The sequence below is a fragment of the Pseudomonas sp. Tof1 genome, from assembly GCF_055390395.1.
Window position 1 is genome coordinate 3,603,181 of sequence record NZ_AP024344.1, and the last position, 21,623, is coordinate 3,624,803.

Annotated in this window: 11 protein-coding genes and 3 pseudogenes; 6 read left to right on the forward strand and 8 right to left on the reverse strand. The window is 66.0% G+C overall.

Translation table 11 applies throughout. The features are described from left to right. Positions 1 to 19: 19 nt before the first annotated feature. Complete coding sequence (locus ACZ5KU_RS15985) at positions 20 to 613, reverse strand: LemA family protein (protein ID WP_054060480.1); 594 nt, start codon at positions 611 to 613, stop codon at positions 20 to 22. A 257-nt stretch (positions 614 to 870) separates the two neighbouring features. On the opposite strand from ACZ5KU_RS15985, the gene ACZ5KU_RS15990 reads away from it, so the two are divergent. From ACZ5KU_RS15990 to ACZ5KU_RS16010, 5 genes and pseudogenes are all read left to right on the forward strand, one after another. Then, a complete protein-coding gene (locus tag ACZ5KU_RS15990) occupies positions 871 to 2,145 on the forward strand; it encodes an MFS transporter (RefSeq protein WP_464735811.1) in 1,275 nt (424 codons plus the stop codon). 149 nt (positions 2,146 to 2,294) lie between these two features. Beyond that, a complete protein-coding gene (locus tag ACZ5KU_RS15995) occupies positions 2,295 to 4,127 on the forward strand; it encodes an AAA family ATPase (protein WP_416769048.1) in 1,833 nt (610 codons plus the stop codon). A gap of 2 nt (positions 4,128 to 4,129) precedes the next feature. Continuing rightward, positions 4,130 to 4,783, forward strand: coding sequence for a 4Fe-4S single cluster domain-containing protein (locus tag ACZ5KU_RS16000; protein WP_416769049.1), 654 nt, complete (start codon positions 4,130 to 4,132; stop codon positions 4,781 to 4,783). A 5-nt stretch (positions 4,784 to 4,788) separates the two neighbouring features. Then, positions 4,789 to 11,099: pseudogene (locus tag ACZ5KU_RS16005) on the forward strand (AAA domain-containing protein). Further along, positions 11,096 to 12,457: a hypothetical protein gene (locus ACZ5KU_RS16010; protein ID WP_464735812.1), complete on the forward strand. Its 1,362-nt coding sequence runs from the start codon at positions 11,096 to 11,098 to the stop codon at positions 12,455 to 12,457. Before ACZ5KU_RS16005 ends, ACZ5KU_RS16010 begins: the two are co-directional and overlap by 4 nt. 114 nt (positions 12,458 to 12,571) lie before the next feature. Here the strand turns inward: ACZ5KU_RS16010 and ACZ5KU_RS16015 are convergent, their stop codons facing one another. The 3 genes and pseudogenes from ACZ5KU_RS16015 to ACZ5KU_RS16025 form a co-directional block, all read right to left on the reverse strand. After that, complete coding sequence (locus tag ACZ5KU_RS16015) at positions 12,572 to 13,954, reverse strand: aspartate aminotransferase family protein (protein ID WP_464735813.1); 1,383 nt, start codon at positions 13,952 to 13,954, stop codon at positions 12,572 to 12,574. A 106-nt stretch (positions 13,955 to 14,060) separates the two neighbouring features. After that, positions 14,061 to 14,911 (reverse strand): annotated as a pseudogene (locus ACZ5KU_RS16020) (helix-turn-helix transcriptional regulator). A gap of 119 nt (positions 14,912 to 15,030) precedes the next feature. Beyond that, positions 15,031 to 16,637: pseudogene (locus ACZ5KU_RS16025) on the reverse strand (GMC family oxidoreductase). Positions 16,638 to 16,896: 259 nt separating this feature from the next. On the opposite strand from ACZ5KU_RS16025, the gene ACZ5KU_RS16030 reads away from it, so the two are divergent. After that, the gene (locus ACZ5KU_RS16030; protein ID WP_054060473.1) at positions 16,897 to 17,808 is read left to right on the forward strand and encodes a LysR family transcriptional regulator; all 912 of its coding nucleotides are present in this window, start codon (positions 16,897 to 16,899) and stop codon (positions 17,806 to 17,808) included. A 48-nt stretch (positions 17,809 to 17,856) separates the two neighbouring features. Here the strand turns inward: ACZ5KU_RS16030 and argE are convergent, their stop codons facing one another. Genes argE through ACZ5KU_RS16050 form a run of 4 tightly spaced genes read right to left on the reverse strand, consistent with a single transcriptional unit; the run spans position 17,857 to position 21,494 of the window. Beyond that, on the reverse strand, positions 17,857 to 19,014 hold the full coding sequence (gene argE / locus ACZ5KU_RS16035) for an acetylornithine deacetylase (RefSeq protein WP_464735814.1): 1,158 nt from the start codon (positions 19,012 to 19,014) through the stop codon (positions 17,857 to 17,859). Beyond that, the gene (locus tag ACZ5KU_RS16040; protein WP_054063229.1) at positions 19,011 to 19,688 is read right to left on the reverse strand and encodes a DUF1028 domain-containing protein; all 678 of its coding nucleotides are present in this window, start codon (positions 19,686 to 19,688) and stop codon (positions 19,011 to 19,013) included. Before ACZ5KU_RS16040 ends, argE begins: the two co-directional genes overlap by 4 nt. Positions 19,689 to 19,701: 13 nt before the next feature. Continuing rightward, complete coding sequence (locus tag ACZ5KU_RS16045) at positions 19,702 to 20,118, reverse strand: RidA family protein (RefSeq protein WP_054063228.1); 417 nt, start codon at positions 20,116 to 20,118, stop codon at positions 19,702 to 19,704. A 56-nt stretch (positions 20,119 to 20,174) separates the two neighbouring features. Continuing rightward, positions 20,175 to 21,494, reverse strand: coding sequence for a flavin-containing monooxygenase (locus tag ACZ5KU_RS16050; RefSeq protein ID WP_416769054.1), 1,320 nt, complete (start codon positions 21,492 to 21,494; stop codon positions 20,175 to 20,177). Between the last annotated feature and the right edge of the window lie 129 nt (positions 21,495 to 21,623).

Here is a 21,623-nt window from a genome sequence, read left to right on the forward strand (position 1 = left end):
GTCCGTGGATGAAAGCGGATTAGAACGACACCTTGGGTGCAGCCTGGATCTCGGCACTGTCGGCGAACTCCAGCAGGCTGGCATCGGCGGAGTGTCCAAAGGCGGCAGCGAAGAACACCGGCGGGAACGTCTGCTTGTAGGTGTTGTATGCCATCACCGCGTCGTTGAATGCCTGCCGGGCGAAGGCCACCTTGTTTTCGGTGCTGCTCAGTTCTTCACCGAGCTGCTGCATGTTCTGGGAAGCCTTGAGGTCCGGGTAGGCTTCAAGGGTCACGTTCAGGCGGCCCAGGGCACTGTTCAGCAGCCCCTCGGCGCTGCCCAGCTGGGCCATGCTGCCGGCATCGCCCGGCTTCGAGGCGGCGGCCTTGAGACCGGTCACGGCCTGGTTGCGGGCGTTGATCACCGCTTCCAGGGTACCGCGCTCATGGGCCATGTAGCCCTTGGCGGTTTCCACCAGGTTGGGGATCAGGTCGTGACGACGCTTGAGCTGGACCTCGATCTGGGCGAAGGCATTCTTGAAGCGGTTGCGCAGGGTCACCAGCTTGTTGTAGATGCCGATGACATAGAAGACCAGGAGGGCGATGATAACCAGAAGGATCAGAATGAAGGTCATGTGACGTCCTTATCTTCGTCAGGAAAATGAGCGGCGATGTTAGCGCAAAATCTCCGGTAGGCGCAGAATTCGCCACTACCACCGTTCACGCCCCTGCGACAAAACATCACACCGGCGATGAGGATGCCGAAAATCGCGCGTCGACCTCTTCATTTGCACGACCCTGCCCGCTAAGATCCGCGCCTGCGTTGCCAGCCCAGAACTCCTATAAGACCCCGCCTGCAACACCGTCACTCCGTCCGTTTCCTGAGGTCATCATGTCCGTGCAATTATTGACCATGGCGCTGGCACCGCTATTGGGTCTGTTCATCATCAGCATCGGCAGCGCGCTGATGTCTTCGCTCACCACCCTGCGCCTGGACGCAATGGGATTCTCCGCCAGCATGGTGGGGATCGTGTCGTCGGCCTACTTCATCGGCCTGACCCTGGGCTCGGTCTTCAACGAGCGGCTGATCGTGCGGATCGGCCATATTCGTGCCTACAGCTGTTTCGCCGCACTGATCGCGGTCACCATCGCCTTGCAGGGCCTGAGCCACGACCCATGGGTGTGGTCCGGCCTGCGCCTGGTCGGCGGCTGGGCGCTCGTCGGGGTGTACCTGGTGGTGGAAAGCTGGTTGCTGCTGGTGGCCGAGCCGAAGATCCGCGGGCGCCTGCTGGCGCTGTACATGATCGCGCTGTACGGCGCCGGCCTGCTCGGGCAGATGAGCCTCGGCCCGGTGATGGACGCCGGTGAAAGCGTACCGTTCACCATCGCGGCGATGCTCGCTTCGCTGTCGCTGGTGCCGATCGCCATGATTCCGCGGGTCACCCCGCCGGTCGAACGCGCCGAGCCACTGCCGGCCGGCCAACTGATCCGCATCACCCCGACCGGCGTGATGGGCTGCTTCGGCTCCGGGGTGATCATTGCCGCGGTGTACACCCTGCTGCCGCTGTACCTGCAAAAGGTCGGGCTGAGCGTCACCGAAGTCGGCCACACCATGGCCGCGGTGATTTTCGGTGCGATGGTGCTGCAATACCCGGTGGGCCGCTGGTCCGACCGCAAGGACCGCCAGACCGTACTGATCGTCCTGAGCGCCGCCTGCGTGCTGTTGTCGGCGATCACCCTGCTGCTGCCGGCGTCGGGCTGGCCGATGCTGGTGGTGATGTTCCTGCTCGGCGGGGGCGTCTTCGCGGTGTACCCGGTGGCCGTCAGCCACGCGGCGGACAGTGCGCCGTCCGGCGCCCTGGTGCGAATGATCCAGGGGCTGCTGCTGATCAACTCGCTGGGCTCGGCGATCAGTCCCCTGGCGATTTCACCGCTGATGGAATGGGCCGGGCCGTCCGGGCTGTTCTGGGCCTTCGCGGTGCTCAACCTGGCGCTGGTGATGTTCTTCGTCTGGCGCCGTCGTGCACACCCGGTGCCGGTCGCCGCCGCGCCGTTCGCCGCGGCCACCCAGTACTCTCCCACCGGCGTCGAACTGCGCATGACCCAGGACCTGACCGAAGCGGTAGAGGCCCACCAGGCCGCGGAACAGCCTACCCCGGCGCACTAGGCCGCCTGCCAGGGCCCGCTACCCGTCCAGGAGTATGCGGGCCACCGCCTTGACCTCGCGCCATGCCTTTCTTCAGACCCGAATAGGGTATTAAGGAAGACATCTTGTAGGTAACATCCTACGCAGATCCTTACCGCTGCGAGTCGCCAATGCCAGGGAATGCTCCGTTTGAACAGCCACGGTGGGCGCGCGACCTGTTGCGCTTCCTGCCGCTGAAAAGCCAATTTGTCCTGTCAGGGAACATCCGCGACCTGCAAGCCTGCGAGGTGGCGCCCGGCACCGTCACGGCGCAGAGCTTCAACCAGGCGCTGTGCGATCTGCTGCTCACCAGCGGCTATGCCCAAGTGCTCGCCTGGGACCCCGTCGCCGGTTTCCGCATGCTCGGGCGCCCCGGCAGCGACCCGGCTACCGGGCAGGCCCTGCTCACCGAACTGGGCCTCACGCCAGTAGACGGCATTGCCCCAGCGGGAATCGACCTGCTGGGGGTTACCCTGCAACGCCTGGTCAATCGCCCGGGCGAGCCGATCGCCCTGATCGTCGACTTCGCGTCCCGCCTGGTGGTGCGCAACGACTCGCTGAGCGCGGCCGAACACCAGTTGTTCACCCAGGCCCTGGTCCTGTCGCACCAGACCCGCAGCCGCCCGGCCGGAGAACAGCGCAAACCCTTCTTCAACAGCGTGCTGTGGGTGGTGGAAAAGGAAGGCGACCTGCCCGACTGGCTGCTGGTCGACAACCCGCGCCTACGCCACATACCCGTGTCCAAACCCGACCAGATGGCCCGCCGGGCGTTGGCGCCGGCACTGCTCAAGGGGCTGTCGGGCAAGTCCGACGCCGGCGAGCAGGAGCGGCAGGCGGCCATCGACGCCTTCGTCGAAAACACCGAAGGCCTGTTGTTGCTCGATTTGAGCGCCATCGCCCAGTTGGCCCGGGTGGAAGACGTGCCGATGGAACGCATCACCGATGCCGTGCGTCGCTACAAGGTCGGCGTCACCGAAGACCCCTGGCTGAAGATCGACCGACAGCGCATCCGCCAGGCCGATGACATCGTGCGCCGGCGTGTCAAGGGCCAGACCCATGCCGTGACCCACATGCTCGACATCGTCAAACGGGCCATGACCGGCGTCGGCGCCAGCCGCAAGGGCAACCGCCCGCGGGGCGTGGCCTTTCTCGCCGGGCCCACCGGGGTCGGCAAGACGGAGCTGGCGAAAACCATCACCAGCCTGCTGTTCGGCGACGAAAGCGCGTACATCCGCTTCGACATGTCGGAGTTCAGCGCCGAACATGCCGACCAGCGCCTGATCGGCGCGCCACCGGGCTACGTCGGCTATGACGTGGGCGGCGAGCTGACCAATGCCATCCGCGAAAAACCCTTCAGCGTGGTGCTGTTTGACGAGATCGAGAAAGCCCACCCGCGCATCCTCGACAAGTTCCTGCAGATCCTCGACGACGGCGTACTGACCTCCGGCCGCGGCGATCGGGTGTATTTCTCCGAGGCGCTGATCGTGTTCACCTCCAACCTGGGCATCTACCGCCAGGGTGAGAATGGCGAACGCGCCGCCAACGTGCTGCCGGGCGAACCCTATGAAACGGTCCGCGACAAGGTCCACGGCGAGATCGACCGTTACTTCAAGCTGGTGCTCAACCGCCCGGAAATCCTCAACCGCATCGGTGAAAACATCATCGTATTCGACTTTATCCGCGCGGAGGTCGCCGAGCAGATCTTCACCCAGATGGTCGATAGCACCTTCGCCGACCTGCGCGACCAGCAACTGACCATCGAACTGGCCCCGGCCGCTCGCCAGACCTTGCACGACCTGTGCCTGCGCGACCTGTCCAACGGTGGCCGCGGCATCCGCAACCAGCTCGAAGCGCGTCTGCTCAACCCCTTGTCCAGGGCGCTGTTCGACCAGGAGGCGGAACCGGGCCAGGCGTTCCTGATTACCGAACTGGATGCCAACGGCCTGAACCTGGAACGTCGCTGAACATGGAACTGAGCCTGTCACGGGTGCATTTTCCGGTCACCACACTGGGGCCGGGACGGCGCCTGGGCATCTGGTTCCAGGGCTGCAGCATTCGTTGTCCGGGCTGCATTTCCGCCGACACCTGGGGGCCCGGCCGCTGGCGTATCGGCTTGCCTCAACTGCTGGCGCAACTGCAGCCGTGGCTGGCCGAGGCCGAAGGCATCACCCTGTCCGGTGGCGAGCCCTTCGACCAGTTCGACGCATTGCTGGCCCTGCTCGGTGAACTGCGCCGCCTGAGCGACGTCGACATCCTGGTCTACAGCGGCTATTCGCTGGAGCAGCTCGAACCCAGGCTACGGCAGGCCCATGGCCTGATTGATGGCCTGATCAGCGACCCCTACCGGCAGGAACAGCCGCAATCGATGGCCTTGCGCGGCAGCGACAACCAGCGGCTGAGCCTGTTCACCGAACGGGGGCGCACGCGTCTGGCCGCCTATGAGCGGCGGCTGATACCTGCCGACAAGGCGCTGGACCTGATGTTCGACGACGATGGCAGCGTCTGGATGGCCGGCATCCCAAGGCGTGACGACCTGCTTCGGCTACGCGACCTGCTCCATGACCAAGGCCACCAACTACAGCTGAGCGCCCATACCTCGCGGCCTCGCCAAGGGAAGTGATACGGATGATTCGTTTTTGCCCAAACTGCCAGTCGGAGCGCTCGCTCGCGGAAATCTTCTGTGAAGGCATCCTCGGTGACCATGCCTGCGGCTGGGACCTGTCCGGCGAGGCCATTCACCCCGATGGCTGGCGTCCCCAAGCGGTTGTCACCGTGGACGAACTGGCCCAGGTCGCCGACGAAGTCGCCGCGGCGCCCCTCACCGCCCTCTGCGAAAATGGCCATCCCCTGGAGGCCGGCGACCTGATGTGCCTGGAGTGTGGCAGCGGCCCTGCGGCTGCCCCGTCGAACGACATCGAGCCGCCACAAGCGCCCCTGCACCCCGACAGCGCCACACGGGTGGAGGGTTGGCACCTGCTGCGGCAGATCAGTTGCACCGACGGCGTCCGCGAGCGCTACATCGCCCGGCATGAGGAAAGCGGCCAGCAGGCCGTTCTGACCCTGTACCGCCCGGGTGCCGAACCGGACCCGGCCATCTACGACGTGATCCGCCGGCTGCCCCGCGACCATGTGCCGGAGATTCTCGCCACCGGCCGCTGGAATGAGCGCGCCTACGAGGTGATCGAGGAACTGACCGGCGGCACGTTGGCCGACCTCGGCAGCGTCGTCCGCGATGCCGCCGCCGTTCGCCATGTGGTCGGCGAGCTGGGCCAGGCCCTGCATGCCTTCAACGAGGCCGGCCTGCGCCATCGCGACCTGCGCCCGGCCAGCCTGCTGGTGCGCAGCCGCGAACCGCTGGACCTGGTGATCAGCGGCTTTGGCTCGGCGCGGCTGTCCGAGTTCGACCTGGATATCGTTTCCCCGCTGGAAACCAGCCGCTACATGGCCCCCGAAGCGATCGCCGGCGGCGTGGCCCCGGCGTCGGACTGGTGGAGCCTGGGCATGGTCCTGCTCGAACAGCTGACCCAGGGTGCCTGCTTCGAAGGCATCAACCCCAACGCCTTCCTGATTCATGTGCTCGCCAACGGCGTGCCGATCCCCGACGATCTCGACCCGCAACTGAACCTGCTGCTGCGCGGCCTGCTGGCCCGTGACCGGCACCAGCGCTGGCAGTGGCCGCAGGTGCAGGACTGGCTCAACGGCCTGCCGGTAGAGGCTCCGGCCTCGTCGTACAGCGAACGGGATGATGACGAAGGCGCGGCCATCACCCTGGGCAGCCAGCGCTTTCGCAAACCCTCGGTATTCGCCCTGGCGGCGGCCCAGGCGGACCACTGGGCCCAGGCCCTCGACCATCTGCTGCGTGGCGTCATCGTCACCTGGGCCGAACACATCGGCCTGGCGCCGCGGCTACTGGCCGGCTTGCGCCAGGTGGCCCAGCACGAAGGCATCGAGGACGATTTCCGCCTGATGCTGGCCCTCAAACTGCTCAACCCCGAAATCCCGCTGATCCATCGCGGAGAAATCGTCACCCCGGGCTGGCTGCTGGACCATCCGCTGGAGGGTTACCGGCTGATCAGCGGCTCGCTGCCCGACCTGCTCGAACAGTTGCAGACCGAAAGCTGGCTGTCGCGGCTCAGCGTCCGCGCGCAGAACGTTCGCCAGCGGGCGCTGCACCAGCACATCGAGGTCGACGAAGAGCAGTTGCGCATCTACCTGCTGTCCACCTCCCGCGCACGGCTGGCCGCCCAGTGGCAGGACCGCCAGCGCCTGCTGCCGGACACCGACCATCCTGGGCTGCAGGTCCTGTCGGAGCGCCGGGTGATCGCCGAAGAGGACCTGATCGTCCTGCTCAGCGCGAACATCAGCCAGTTCCGCTCGGCCACGGCGATCGTCGAGCAAGCCGCGGGCCTGGCCAGGGAAGCCGATGTCCGGCTGTTTGACACCCAGAGCGCCAGCGCGTTGCTGGAGCACAGCCGGCAGGATCTGTATCGCGCCGTCGACGAGCGTATCAGCGGCTTCGCCCGCAGTGGCGTACCGGCGGTGGATGACTGGGCGGAGCAGTTCCGCCTGGAACGGCGCATGCCGCTGGCCAAGGCCCTGGTGCTGCTGGCGATTCCCGCCGAGCAATGGCTGGAGCCGCAGAAGCAGCAGTACGTCTCGCAGATCCTCGATTTCTTCGAGAAGAAGGTCGTCACCGCGGTGATGCGTGGGCCCCTGGTACGCATGAGCATCGGCAAGACCACCGCGCGGGTCGATCTCCAGGAACTGGACAGCGAGCGTCGCCCCGCCGCCGCCCTGCTCGATCACCTGTTGCTGCGCAACGCCCGTTCGGTGAGTCTCGACCCGGAAAGCTTCCTGGCCAACACGCAACTGGAATCGCGACTCCACGCGTTGCACCGGCAAAGCTCGCTGTACAAGCGCGATACCGGCATCGACGGGTTGTACCTGGGGTTCCCGTTCCTGCTCAGCCGCGATGCCCGGGGCAATACCCGCCCACGCGTCGTGCCGTTGCTGCTGTGGCCGCTGAAACTGCTGGTCGAAGTCGGCAGCCGCGCCCAGGTCGCACTGGCCTTCGACGGCGAGCGCGAGGAAGTCCGGCTCAACCCGGCGCTCGACAGCCTGCTCGGCCCCGAGGCCTGCAAGCAGTGGCGCAAGACCGCCGAAGAACTGCTGGGCCGCTCGGCGATCCGCGCCGCCGATGTGATGGACGCCTTTGGCATGCTCGCCACGGCTCGATCACGGGCCTTGACCGCGCTGCCGCCGACCAGCATCGAAGTGACACCGTACAAGGACGAACTGGCCTGCGCCGCCGTGCTGTTCCATGTCACCTTCATGGGCCAGGCCATCGGCGAGGATCTGCGCCAGTTGAGGTCGCTGTCCCCCGCTGGCACCGGCCTGGAAACCGCCCTGCGCCTCAAGGAGCCGGGCGAAGCGCAGGACAGCGGGACACCGCCCGAACTGCAGCGCTTCTTCACCGCCGCCAGCGACCCGTCCCAGGAGGCTGCCGTCCTGCGCGCCCGGCAAAGTCCCGGGTTGCTGGTCGAGGGCCCGCCGGGCACCGGCAAGAGCCAGACCATCGTCAACATGGTCGCCGACGCCATTGGCCGCCAGCGCAGCCTACTGATCGTCTGCCAGAAGCATGCAGCCCTGGAGGTGGTGCACAAGCGCCTGGTTGCCGAAGGCCTGGGCCAGCGCATCGTCATGCTCAATGACGTCAACCGCGACCGCGAGCCGGTCATTCGCAGCATCCGCGAGCAACTGGAAGCGCTGTTTATCGAGGGGGCCTGGGCCCCCGACTGGCAGCGCCAGCGCGAACGCCTGGCGGCACGCATCGAAACCCTGGAAGGCGAACTGGACCGTTTCCACCAGAGCCTGCATCGTCTCGACGAGGCGACTGGCATCAGTTACCGCGGCTTGCTCGGAGAACTGATCGAACTGGAGCAAGGCAGCCCTCCCCTGGAGTTTCCGGCACTGCGCCAGCGCCTGGCAGGACTGGACATCGCCAGCCTGACGCGCCTTGAAGAAAACTGCGCACCGCTGATCCGTCTCTGGCTGCCGGCCCGTTTCGAAGGCAGTGCCCTGGCACAGTTGCAGCCTTTCGCCGCCGACCCGGCGACCTTGCAGGCTTTCACCGAATGCCTGCAGGCGTTTGTCGCCGCGGAAGCGGCTCGCCAGGGCGTGCTGCAGGAACACCTGTCCAGTTTCGAAGTCGACGACCCCACGCCCTACCGGAGCTGGATGGCCGGACATGTCGAGGCCTTGCTGGGCCTGAAGGAAGAACAGCGCCTGCGGCTGGCCCGTTGGTTGCCGCTGTTCCGTCGCAGCGAAACGGCCCAGGCCCTGCGCGGCGAAACCCTGCTCGCCGAGCTGGATGATGTCGAACTACAGCTGCGCCAGCTGGATCCCGCGCACTACCTGCCCGCCCACTCCCCGGCACTCAGTGCCCTGACCGACAAGGAACTGGAGCGCTTGCGGGTACAGACCGCCCAGGTGCTCAAAGCCAAGTCCTGGCTGGCCCGGATCAACCCGTTGCACCTGATGCGGCGCAGGCGGGTGCGGGCTTTCCTGCGCAGCCACGACGCCCAGGCCGACGACTCCCGCGTGCCGGCACTGCTGGCCGCCGCCGAACTGGAAATCCGCACCCGCCCTCTGCATGCGGCCCTGAACGCCGCGCGCCAGGCATTGGGCCTGGAAGCGATTGCCCAGGCCGTCCGGCTGGAGCTGGCGAGCCTGACCAGCCAGGATATCCGCCACCTGCGCGAGATCCAGGCACTGGCCCAGGGCCTGGCGTCGGCGCCGCGTGGCGAACAGGTCGATGCCGCGATTCTTACGGGGCAGAAGCAGAGCTTCGAGGCGCTGCTCAAGGACCTCGATGCCGCACTCGTGCGCCACGGTGCACGACAACACAGCCTGGACCGGCTCAAGGCCCTGGCCGACTGGATCGGCGACGACCTGCGCCAGGCACTTGAACGTGCCGTCGCCACCAACGAAAGCAACCTGCTGGCCCTGACCCGACTGCAACAGGACCTGCCCGCACTGGCCGCCTACCAGCGTTTTCGCGGCCGGGTCGGGCAACTCGGCCAGGCCGACCTCGAACTGCTCGCCCTGCTGCGCCAAATCCAGGACAAGCTCGATCAGTTCCCCGTCGACCAGCTCGAAAGCGCCGTGCGCCGGTTGCTCAATCGTGAAGCCCGGCTCGGCTGGAAGCACCGGATCGAACAGGCCAACCCGGAGCTGCTGTTCGGCCAGGACGAGGCCCGGGCGAAGATTGCCGGCCTGGCCGAGGCCGACATCCAGATGCGCCTGCTCAACCGCGAACTGCTCGGCAAGGGCGTCGACCCTGCCCGCCTGGGCAGCCGCAAGCAATGGGAAGATGTCACCCGCCTGACCGGCAAACGCTCGCGACGCCTGCGCGAGTTCATCGAAATGGGCTCGGAACTGGGCCTGATGAGCCTGCGCCCGGTCTGGCTGATGAACCCCGATGTGGCCAGCCGCGTCCTGCCGCTCAAGGCCGGCCTGTTCGATACCGTAATCTATGACGAAGCCTCGCAGATGCCGGTGGAGCTTGCCCTGCCAACGCTTTACCGCGGCCGGGTGACAGTGATCAGCGGCGACGAGAAACAGATGCCGCCCACGGCCTTCTTCTCAAGCCGGGTCGAGAGTGACGAGGCCGAACTGTTCGACGGCGACCTGCCGGATGAGGATGCCGACGAGGAGCAGCGCGAAGCCTTCGAAGACACCTGGAACCGCCGCGAGATCAAGGATTGCCCGGACCTGTTGCAACTGGCCCGCAGCGTACTGCCCAGCACCACCCTGGAGATCCACTATCGGTCGGCCTACCGCGAACTGATCGGCTTCTCCAACGCGTCGTTCTACGGCAACCGCCTGAGCGTACCGGTGCGCCATCCCCAGGCCAATATCCTGCGGATCAAGCCGCTGGAGCTGATCCAGGTGGACGGGCTCTACCAGAACCAGAGCAATATCCTGGAAGCCGAGCGGGTGGTGGAGCATCTCGCCGAGCTCTGGTGCCAGCCCCACGAACAGCGCCCGTCCATCGGCGTGGTCACCTTCAACCGCAAGCAGGCCGACCTGATCGAGGAACATCTGGAGCGACGCGCCGAGGAAGACGAGGTGTTCCGCCAGGCCTACGCCCAGGAGCGCGAGCGTCTGGAAGACGGCGAAGACATGTCGGTGTTCGTCAAGAACGTGGAAAACGTCCAGGGTGACGAACGCGACATCATCGTCTTCTCCACCACCTTCGGCCGCAACAGCCAGGGCGCGTTCCGCCGCAGCTTCGGCGTGCTCGGGCAGAAAGGCGGCGAGCGGCGGCTGAACGTGGCCGTCACCCGCGCCCGGCGGAAGGTGGTGCTGGTCACCTCGATGCCGATCGCCGACATCTCCGACATGCTCAACACCCACCGCGCCCCCAACAGCCCCCGCGACTACCTGCAGGGTTACCTGGAATATGCCCGGAGCCTGTCGTCCGGGGAGTTCGCCACCAGCAGCAGCCTGCTCAACCGCCTGCAGACCGACCGTGGCGAGGCCCGGCGCCGTCAGCAGCAGCCGCGCGACGGTTTCGTCAGCACTGTCGGCCAGTACATTCAGTCGCTCGGCTGGCAAGCCAGCAGCGCCAACGAGGGCGATGCCTTTGGCCTGGACTTCGCGATCGAGAACCCGGCCACGGGCCTGTATGTCATTGGCATCGAATGCGACTCCCCCTGCCACCCCTGTTGAACCGCGCCCGGGCCCGGGAAATCTGGCGGCCGTCGGTGCTGCACCGGGCCATTGCGAGCCTGCACCGGGTCTCGTCCCATGGTTGGTACCACGATGGCGAGAATGAACGGGCACGGCTGCGGGCGGCGATCGAGAACGCCCTGCAACCTGCCCTCGAACCCCAGCCGGACAGCCCGGCGCCCCTCACGGAGACCAGCGCATGAGTGGACCGAAAGTCGTCCGCATCGTCACCCGGGAAGAGATCCTGGCGATCTGCGAGGCTCACCTTCAGCGCCTGGCAACCGCCCTCGAACGCTGGCTGGCGCAGGCCGGCAGAATCGGCGAGCTGAGCGAAGCCGACCGGGCTGCGACATTGGCCCGGCATGAACGCCTGCGCGCCTTGCTGCAACAGGATCAACTGCGCGAACTGCAAAAGGCCGTGCCCATCGAAATCGATTTCCTCGAACGTGACCTGGAAGAGCGCGAGGAACGGGCGATTATCCGGGCGACGGAAAAACGCCAGCAGCAGCGGCGTGTCCACGAAACCGCGGCGACCCTGCTCAAGGCCCTGCACGCCAAGCCTGGCCGGGTAACCGGCGAACTGTTGCAGCAGATCGGCGAACTGGCCCAGGGTGCCCGACGTGAAGACGCGGATACCCTGCTGGCAAAGGGTTTCGCCCTGCTGACCAGCGTACCCGCACAGGAAGCCCTCGGCGCAGAGCAACACGCCCTCGCCCAGCAACTGAAGAGCGATGCGCCGGCACCTTCGCTGGCCGACTGGATCGCCCGGCAGCAGCTCGACGGTTCAAGGGATGTCCGCCTGTTGCGCATCGACCGACACATTGCCGAACTGCAACTGCTGCACGGTGCACAAGCGGCCGAAGCATTTGTTCTGAAACTGCGGAAGGCCGAGGCCGAGTCGCGCCAGCAGGCCCGCAACCTGCTACTCGACAGCCTGGTAGTCGACCTGGCCCACGCCACGCGCCGCTACCAGGACCAACGCGCCCGTTTCAATCAGTTGCAGGGCCTGGCCAACGAAGTGGCCGCCTTCAAGGATTCCACTCATCAGCCACTGCTGGAGCGCGTCGCAAACAGTCACGCCAGCCCGGACCCGCAGCAGATGGACGAACTGATCGAGCAATGCAAGGCCGTGATCGCGGCCCACCTGCAGGCACAGGCGGCCATCGCCCGTCGCCAGGCGGTGCTGCAGGGGCTTGCGAGCCTCGGCTACGAGACCCGCGAAGGCATGGAAACCGCCTGGGCACAGAACGGTCGGGTGGTACTGCGCAAGACCGCCACGCCAGGGTTCGGGGTCGAAGTGGGCGGCAAGGCCGACACCGGCCGCCTGCAAGTGCGTGCCGTGGCCATGAGCCACGAACGCGACAAGACCCGGGACCGCGACATCGAGACCATCTGGTGTGACGAGTTCCAGCGCCTGCAGACGCTGCTGAAAAGCCAGGGCGGTGACCTGATCATCGAACAGGCCCTGGAGGTCGGCCAGGTCGAGCTCAAGGTGGTGGCGGTTGTCGAGTCGCAGCAAACCCTCGAAACGAGCCGTTCAGAGAACAGGACCGGCGGCTGATCGCCGGGCCCTCGTGAGCAATGCAATCGGGATGGGCCAGGGCGCACGTCCGCCTCAATGCGAGGCCCGGGGCGGCGTCGCCGCCACCCCGGACGCTCATGCGGCAGGCAGGGCTCAGAGGCGGCCCAGTTCCCGTGCGGTACGGTCGACGGCGATGCGGGTCTTCTCGACCAGCTCATCGAGTTCACTGCGCCCGGCCACCAGTGCCGGCGCCATGATCATCCGCCCCAGGGTCGAGCGAATGATCAGGCCCTCTTCGAAGCCAATGGTCCGGCAGCGCCAGGCGATGTCGTTTTCGTTGGCGAAACGCTTGCGGCTGGCCTTGTCTTCGGCGAACTGCAACGCCGCCACCAGCCCGGCGCCCTGCACCTCGCCCACCAGCGGATGCCGCTCGAACACCTCCCGCAGGCAACGCTGCAGATAGGGACCGGTGTCGTCCTTCACCCGGCTGACGATACCTTCGTCGCGCAGTGCCTTGAGGTTGGCGATCGCCACGGCTGCCGCCACCGGGTGGCCGGAATAGGTCAGCCCGTGGGCGAATACCCCGCCCTGCTCCACCAGTGCTTCGGCGATACGCCTGCTTAGCACCAGGCCGCCCATGGGGATGTAGCCGGAGGTCAGGCCCTTGGCAATGGACAGGGTATCCGGCTCGAAACCGAAGTGCTGGTGGGCGAACCATTCCCCTGTGCGGCCAAACCCGCCAATCACCTCGTCGGCGCACAGCAGCACGTCGTACTGGCGGCAGATGCGCTGGATTTGCGGCCAGTAGCTTTCCGGCGGGAAGATCATGCCGCCAGCCCCCTGGAACGGCTCGGCGATAAAACCGGCGACGTTCTCGGCTCCCAGTTCGAGGATTTTCTCCTCCAGTTGCAGCGCACAGCGACGGCCGAACTCCGCCGGGCTCAACTCGCCGCCCTGGGCATACCAGTAGGGCTCGTCGATGTGCGTCACATCCGGAATCAGCCCGCCCATCTCATGCATGAACTTCATCCCACCCAGGGCCGTGGCCGCCAGGGTCGAGCCGTGGTAGCCGTTCCAACGGCCGATCATGATCCTCTTCGACGGCTTGCCCACCACCTGCCAGTAGCGGCGAACAGTACGGATCAGCACCTCGTTGGCCTCGGAACCGGAGTTGGTGTAGATGGCGTGACTGTAGTGGCCGGGCAGCAGGCTGAACAGCAGCTCGGACAGTTCGACCACCGCCGGGTGGGTGGTGTGGAAGAACATGTTGTAGTACGCCAACCGATCCATCTGGGTCGCCGCCGCGGCGGTCAGGTCCTTGCGCCCGTAGCCCAGTTGCGTGCACCACAGGCCGGACATGCCGTCCAGATAGCGTTTGCCGTCGTTGTCCCACAGGTGCAGGCCTTCCCCGCGCACGATGACACGAGGGCCTTCGGCATTGAGGGCCTTCTGGTCCAGGAAGGCATGAATGTGGTGCGCGGCGTCGGCCGCCTGGTAGTCGCGGGTGGTACGTTGCGGGGTAACGGGGGCGTTCATGGCCATGACTCCTATCGCGTTGTGGTCTTTTTCCAGGCAGCAGCCTGCCGTAAGCCCATGGCCGGTGTTCATCCGGGCCAGGACCCTCGTTGCAGCGGGATATCCATCAGTGTCGGTGATCGAGGTAGTGCGCCAGTGGGTCCTGGCCCAGACCGTCCCGGGCCTGGGCCAGGGAATTGATGAACAGCGAGAACAGTTCCGAGTGCGAGGAAATGTCCAGTTTCGCGTAGATGTTCTTGCGGTGACTCTTGATGGTGTCCTCGGCGACGCCCAGGCGTCGGGCCAGCGACTTGCTCGAATGCCCCCGCAGCAGCAGTTGCACGATGGCGCACTCGCGCTCGGTCAGCACCGAGGCCCCGAAGGTGTTCAGCGCACGGCCGATCTGTCGCTCGATCGCGCTCTCGAAACGCCCGCCCAGCACCTGGCCTTCCAGATGGCGCCAGTGCTGGCTGACCACGGCCAGCACCCACGGGGTCACACGCTGGAGGTCGCGCAGTTGGCTGGCACGGTAGGTGGCCGTGGTGGCCAGCTCTACGGCAATCACCAGTTCCGTGCCCAGCGGTACGAGGTAGTTCACCTCATCCTCCAGGTGCGAGTGCTGGTAGAACGTCAGGTAGTACTCGCTGCGCTTGAAATGGTCCGGCGCCACATCGGCCAGCCGGTAGCAGCCGGCGCTCGCCCCTTCCATCGCCGCGCGGTAGAACGGGCACAGCAGGTAGTGGCCGCCGATGTACTCGCGGATGCTGCCCTGGGGCAACCAGGGCCCGTCGTCCCGGGTCTCGGCCAAAGCCGACGGCAGCCCCTGGCGCGGAAACAGATAGACCATGGTGCCCTGGCTCGGGCCAGGTGGCACAGCGCCGCGAACAGGGCATCGACAAAGCCTGGCTGGCCGATCACACAGGTGACGTCGGCCATGTGGCGGAACCAGTCTTGGGTGGTCAGTCGATTGCTTGCCATCGAGGCGGCCTTTTGCAGTTCAGCGCATGCCGATACCGGTGGTGGTGTTCGGCCAGGGGCATCTTCTCATCACTGGCGGTGCCGGCCTATCACCCTTTGGGGTGAGCGGGTTTCAGCCGTCACAGCGCGGCCTGGCCGCTCCCTTGTGCGCTCAGCAGCAGATCGGCCGCCTTTTCCCCGATCATGATGCACGGCGCATTGGTGTTGCCACTGATCAGGGTCGGCATGATCGACGCGTCGGCCACCCGCAGCCCCTCCAGGCCATGCACCTTCAGTTGCGGACAGACCACGCTCATGGCGTCGGTGCCCATCTTGCAGGTGCCCACGGGATGAAACACCGTGGCGGCGTGCTCGCGGATATAGGCCAGCAGTTGCTCATCGGACTGCACATGGCTGCCCGGCAACATCTCGGTCCCGCGAATCGCCTCGAAACCCTGGTCGGCAAGGATCTGCCGCGCCAGCTTCAGACCCTCGACCAGGACCCGCGCATCCTCGTCGTCGGCCAGGAAGTTGAAATCGATGGCCAGCGCCCCTCCCGGTTGCAGGCGCAATTGGCCGATGCTGCGCGGACGCAATACGCAGGTGTGCAGCGCATAGCCATGCCCCCACTCGAACAGGCGACCACGATGGCTGCGGTAGCCGGGCACGAAGTGAAACTGCACATCGGGCAGTTCGCCCGCCAGCGGCGTGCGGGCAAAACCGCCCGCCTCGACGTAGTTGGTGGTCAGCCAGCCCTTGCGGCCAAGCAGGTAGCGAAACGGCGCGGCGAGAATGCTCGGCAAGGCGCCCAGGGAAAAGCCCAGGGTCCGGGGGATGGCGAACGCACGGTGACCAGGCCGTCGAGGTGATCCTGCAGGTTCTTGCCGACACCCGGCAGATCGTGCAGCGGCGTGACCCCGGCCTCGATCAGTTGCTCCTTCGGGCCGATCCCGGAAGCCAGCAACAGTTGCGCGCTGCCCAGGGTTCCGGCGCTGAGAATCACCTCGCGCCGGGCGCGGATCACCGACTCGCCGCGGGCATCGAGCAGACGCACCCCCACCGCGCGCAGCCCATCGAAGACCACGCCCTTGACCGTGCAGTCGGTGAGCACCGTCAGGTTCGGCCGCTGCCGCACCGGTTGCACGAAGGCACGAAAGCTCGACAGCCGCCTGCCGTCCTTCTGGGTCACGTTGTACAGCCCCGAGCCTTCGAAACGGGCGCCGTTGAAGTCATCGTTGCGGCGAATGCCACAGCGCTCGGCCGCCTGCACGAAGAGCCGTGACACCGGGTTGGGGTCGCGCGGCACATCGACGCACAACTCGCCCTGGGTACCGTGATAGTGCAGGTCCTGGCCGAGCAGGTTGCGTTCGGACTTCCTGAAATACGGCAACAGGCTGTTCCAGTCCCACCCCGGGCAACCCGCGGCGGCCCAGCGGTCGTAGTCGCTGGCATGCCCGCGGATGTAGATCATGCTGTTCATCGAGCTGGAGCCGCCGAGCATCCTGCCCCGCGGGGTGTGCAGGCGCCGATTGTTGAGCTGCTTCTGTGGCGTGGAGAAGAAGTTCCAGCTGTATTTGCGACTCTTGTACAGGGTGATGGTCCCGGCCGGCGTCTGGATACGCACGCTGTTGTCATGGCTGCCGCTTTCAATCAGGCAGACGCGGTTTTCCGGGTGGGCACTCAGCCGGTTGGCCAGCACGCAACCGGCCGAGCCGGCTCCCACAATGACGTAATCGAACTGCTTCATCAGACATTCCCCTGGACAACGGCGCTCGCGCCTGAACCACGCGAGGCATGAAGATTGCTGGCAGATGGGCAACGGGTGTGCCTGCCCTGTAGGTGTTGTTCTTCGATGCCGGACGGCATCGGGCCGCTTCATAGTGCCGGGGCGGCATCTCGGGGGAAATGAGTAAAAATGTTCTGCCTTACCCGGAAAAAACTTATAACCACGCACCATCGGGGTGCGCTTGAATAAGGTTCTGCAAGGTGTCTGATGAGAGGATTCCGTGGCCGCCTATAACCTTCGCCAGTTGAAGTACTTCACCGCCGTCGTCGAATGCGGCAGCGTCGCCGAAGCCTCGCGCAAGCTCTACATCGCGCAACCTTCGGTCTCGACTGCCATCCGCCAGCTCGAGGACAGCTTCAACGTCCAGCTGTTCATCCGCCAGCACGCCAGCGGCATGTCGCTGACCCCGGCCGGCAACCGCTTCTACCGCAAGGCCCAGGAGCTGCTGCGCATGGCGCACGAGTTCGAGCAGAACGCCCTGGCCGACAACGATGTGGTGGCCGGACAGATCGATATCGGTTGCTACGAGACGGTGGCGCCACTGTACCTGCCGCGCCTCATCGCCGGCTTCCGCGAACGCTGGCCGGGCGTGGAGATCCGGATCCGCGATGGCGAACAGCAGGAGCTGATCCAGGCGCTCACCAGCGGCAGCATCGACCTGGCGATGCTCTTCGAGCACGACCTGGACCACACCATCGAGACCGCGCCGCTGATGCCGCCGCAACAACCCTATGCGCTGCTGCCGGCCGATCATCGCTTCGCCCATCAGGCCAAGGTGTCGCTACATGACCTGGTCCTCGAACCGATGATCCTGCTCGGGACCCTGCCCAGCCGGACCTACTTCGTCAGCATCTTCACCGAGCGCGGCCTGACCCCGCACATCACCTTCAGTTCCCCCTCGATCGAGATGGTCCGGGGCATGGTCGCCCAGGGCTTCGGCTTTTCGATCCTGGTCACCCGACCCTTCTCCAACTACACCTATGACGGCAGGCAACTGGCCTGCATCCCCCTGGCGGAGACCGTCACGGGATCGGGCCTGTCGGCCGCCTGGCCGAGACGCTCGCAACTGACCAAGCCGGCGCAACTGTTCGTGGAGTACTGCATCGAGGAGTTGGCGCGGCTACAGAAGTGAGTGCCGCAGGGGGCGTGAGGTTGCCGACGCAACCTCCGCATGGGGCCGTCATCGGACCTGACAAGCGAAAGCCAGGACCCGCTCCAGCATCTGGTCACAGGCCTGCAACTGCGCCAGGCTGACGAACTCGTCGGGCTTGTGCCCCTGATCCATGCTGCCCGGCCCGCAGACCACGGTCGGGATACCCGCCTGGTCGAACAGCCCGCCTTCGGTGCCAAAGGCCACCGTGCCGAACTCGCGCGAACCACAGAACTGCGCCACCCAACCGGCCGCCTGGCTCTCGACCGAAGTGGCCAGCCCCGGATAGCTCGACAACTCGGTGAAGCGAATGTCGCTCTGGGCACTGACCGCGCGCATCGCCGGCAACAGGGTGTCGGACGCGTACCGCTGCAGTTGTTCGGCCACTTGCCAGGGGTCCATCTGTGGCAAGGCGCGCACCTCGAAATCGAACCGGCAATCCTCTGGCACGATGTTCAAGGCCTTGCCACCCTGGATCACGCCGGTCTGTACCGTGGAGAACGGCGGATCGAAGCGCCCGTCATGCTGGCCGGGAGATTTGAGTGCTTCGCCCAGGCGACCGAGTTCGACGATCAGCCGGGCGGCATACTCGATGGCATTGACCCCTTGCGGCGCGTAGGCCGAGTGGCAGGCCGCGCCCTGCACGTCACAACGCATGGCGAGCTTGCCCTTGTGCCCGAGCACCGGCTTGAGCTGCGTCGGCTCGCCGATCACGCACAGCAGCGGCTTGACCGCCCGCCCACGCAACACCTCGATCAGTGAACGCACGCCGAGGCAACCGACCTCCTCGTCATAGGACAAGGCGATATGCACCGGCAGGCGCAAGGGACTGTCGACCAGCGCCGGCACCAGTGCCAGGACACAGGCGATATAGCCCTTCATGTCCGCCGTGCCGCGCCCGTAGAGGTTGCCGCCCTGCTCCGTCAGCTCGAACGGCGGACACGTCCAGGCCTGGCCGTCGACCGGCACCACATCGGTGTGCCCGGACAAGACGATGCCCGGCACATCCGCCGGGCCGATGGTGGCGAACAGGTTGGCCTTGCTCCCCTCGGGGTTGTGAATCAGTTCGCAGGGCACACCCAGTTCGGCCAGGTAGTCGCGCACGAACCCGATCAGCGCCAGGTTCGACTCGCGGCTGGTGGTATCGAACGCCACCAGCCGCGCCAGCAACTCGCGGCTGAGGCTCATCGATCATCTCCCGGCACACCGTAGCCGGGCGCCCGCGAAGGGTCCAGGGCGCGGTCGATGTAGTCCTGCATCTGCGGACGGTAGGCTTGCCACAGCAGGCCCAGTTCGCCGAGCGGATCCTCATCGGCCCAGTCGACGCGCAGGTTGACGATCGGCCAGAGCAGCTCGCCGACCACCACCAGCGCCGCCGAATGCACGGGACCGGCTTCACCGCCCTCGCCCAGTCCGGCCTGCATCGCCGCCAGCAGGCGATCGGCCAACTGGCCCTCGGCCTGCTCGAAGCTGCGGACCATCGCCTCGATCACCGCCGGGCTGGCCAGCATGTTGCCGGCCGCCACGCACTGTTCACCGCTCACGGCGTTGTTCACGCCGAGGGTTTCACTGCCACTGAAATGCGCGGTGCGCCCCAGATGGTCGATGACGGTGATCTGCCGGTACTGGCTGTAGCCGTTGCGCGTCAGCACCCGGTCGAGCGCCTGGGCAGGAGAAAGGCCCTGCTCGAGCTCGTCCAGGGCTTCCGGCCCCAATGCCGGCAAGGTGATGTTCTGCGAGGCCACCGCGCCCACGCCGGGACGCAGCCAGGGGCAACGGGCGCCGACAGCAATGCTCGACGAGCTGATGGCGATGCCGAACTGACCGGTGCTTTCGCACCGGGCGACGATGGAAAAGGTCATGGCAAGGCTCCTGTCAGTCGGGAATCACGGCGATCACGTCGATTTCCATCAGCCACTGCGGCTGGGCCAGGCCCGACACCACCAGCCCCGTGGAAATCGGGAACACGCCCTTGAGCCATTTGCCGACTTCCCGGTAGACCGGCTCGCGGTAGCGCGGATCGATGATGTAGGTGGTGGTCTTGACGATGTGCGACAGGTCGCTGCCCGCCTCTTCCAGCAGTTGCTTGACGTTCTTCATCGCCTGCTCGGCCTGCGCGGCCGGATCCCCCAGGCCCACCAGGTTGCCGGCGAAATCGGTGCCGACCTGGCCGCGCACGTACACCGTGTTGCCGGCGCGCACAGCCTGGCACAGGTCGTTGTCCAGAGTCTGGTTGGGGTAGGTTTCCTTGGTATTGAACATGCGGATACGGGTGTGCGTCGGTGTGGCCATTGCAGGTTTCCTCGAAAAGGGCGAGGCACGCCCGGGGGCGCGCCTAGCGGGGTTGATCAGGCGGTGGCGACCTGGGACACGGGCGCGCTGGCGACGGACAGGGCACCGGCCGCCTGGCGCTGGGCGGCGTCCTCGTAGTCCTGGTAGGAACGCTGGGTGGCGATGTGGCCGGCCACATGCCGGGCGTCGTGCCACACGCCCCAGATGAACGCCGAACCGCGACGCGACAACCACGGCAGGCCGACGAAGTAGATCCCCGGCTCCCTGCCGACACCGCGCTGGTGCTGTGGCTTGCCCTTGTCGTCGAAGGTGTCGACCTGCAGCCAGTCGTAGTCGACGGCGTAGCCGGTGGCCCAGATGATCGAGTTCACCCCGGCCTCGGCCAGGTTCAGCTCACGCAGTGGCCGGGTGATGCAGGGCGAATCGCCGACGCGCTCACGGGCGCTCGGCTCCGGCGGCAGGTCCAGGCCGTTGCGTTCGATGTAGGCATCCGCGGCGTCGAGCAGAGCCAGGTAGCTTTCATCGCCCTTGTCGAGGTTGTCGACCAGGTCCTGCCTGAACGTCACCGTGCTGCCGTTGAAGGACTCGGTCAGCCCGACCAGGATCATGCCGGCCTGGGCCAGGCGACGGAAATCCACGGTATGGCCGCCTCGGGCGCCACTGACGGCGATGGTCACGTGTTCGCGGCCGGCCTGCATGGTCTCGGTATCCCACAGCCCGAGCACGCCCAGCCACCAGCAGAAGTCGCGGTTGCGGTAGGCACGCGGCGGACGATCGTGCGGGCCGACCGAGAGATAGACCTGCTTGCCGGCGCGCTGCAATTCGTCGGCGATCTGTACCCCCGACGAACCGGCACCGACCACCAGCACCGCCCCTTCCGGCAGTTGCTGCGGGTTGAAGTACTGGGCCGAGTGGATCTGGTACAGGCGCTCATCCCTGGGGGCGATGGCCGGAATCAGCGGTTTCTGGAACGGACCGGTCGCCGCGACTACGCGCTGCGCACGGATCGTGCCTGAGCAGGTCTCCACCGTGAAGCCCGGACGCCCCGCATGACGCGTCACACGCTTGACCTCGACACCGGTGTGGATCGGTGCGTTGATCTTTTTCGCGTAGGTCTCGAAGTAGGCCGCCACCTGATCCTTGCCGGCAAAGCCATCGGGATCGATGTCGAATTGCAGCCCCGGGAAACGGTCATGCCAGGCGGGTCCGTTGGCCACCAGCGAGTCCCAGCGGCCGGTGCGCCAGGCTTCGGCAATGCGGCTGCGTTCCAGCACCAGGTGAGGCACCCCCTGTTTGCTCAAGTGTTCGCTCATGGCCACACCGGCCTGGCCGGCACCCACCACGAGGGTATCGATTTCAATGTTATCCAATGACATGAGTTATATCCTTCACCAGGACTTTGGTGTATTTGAATGAACAGTAGTTGCGAGCCGGCTGCAGCAGATCAAGTAGCGCCTGGTCATCGGTAAATTATTATTAAACTTGTGCCTGACTATAATTATTCG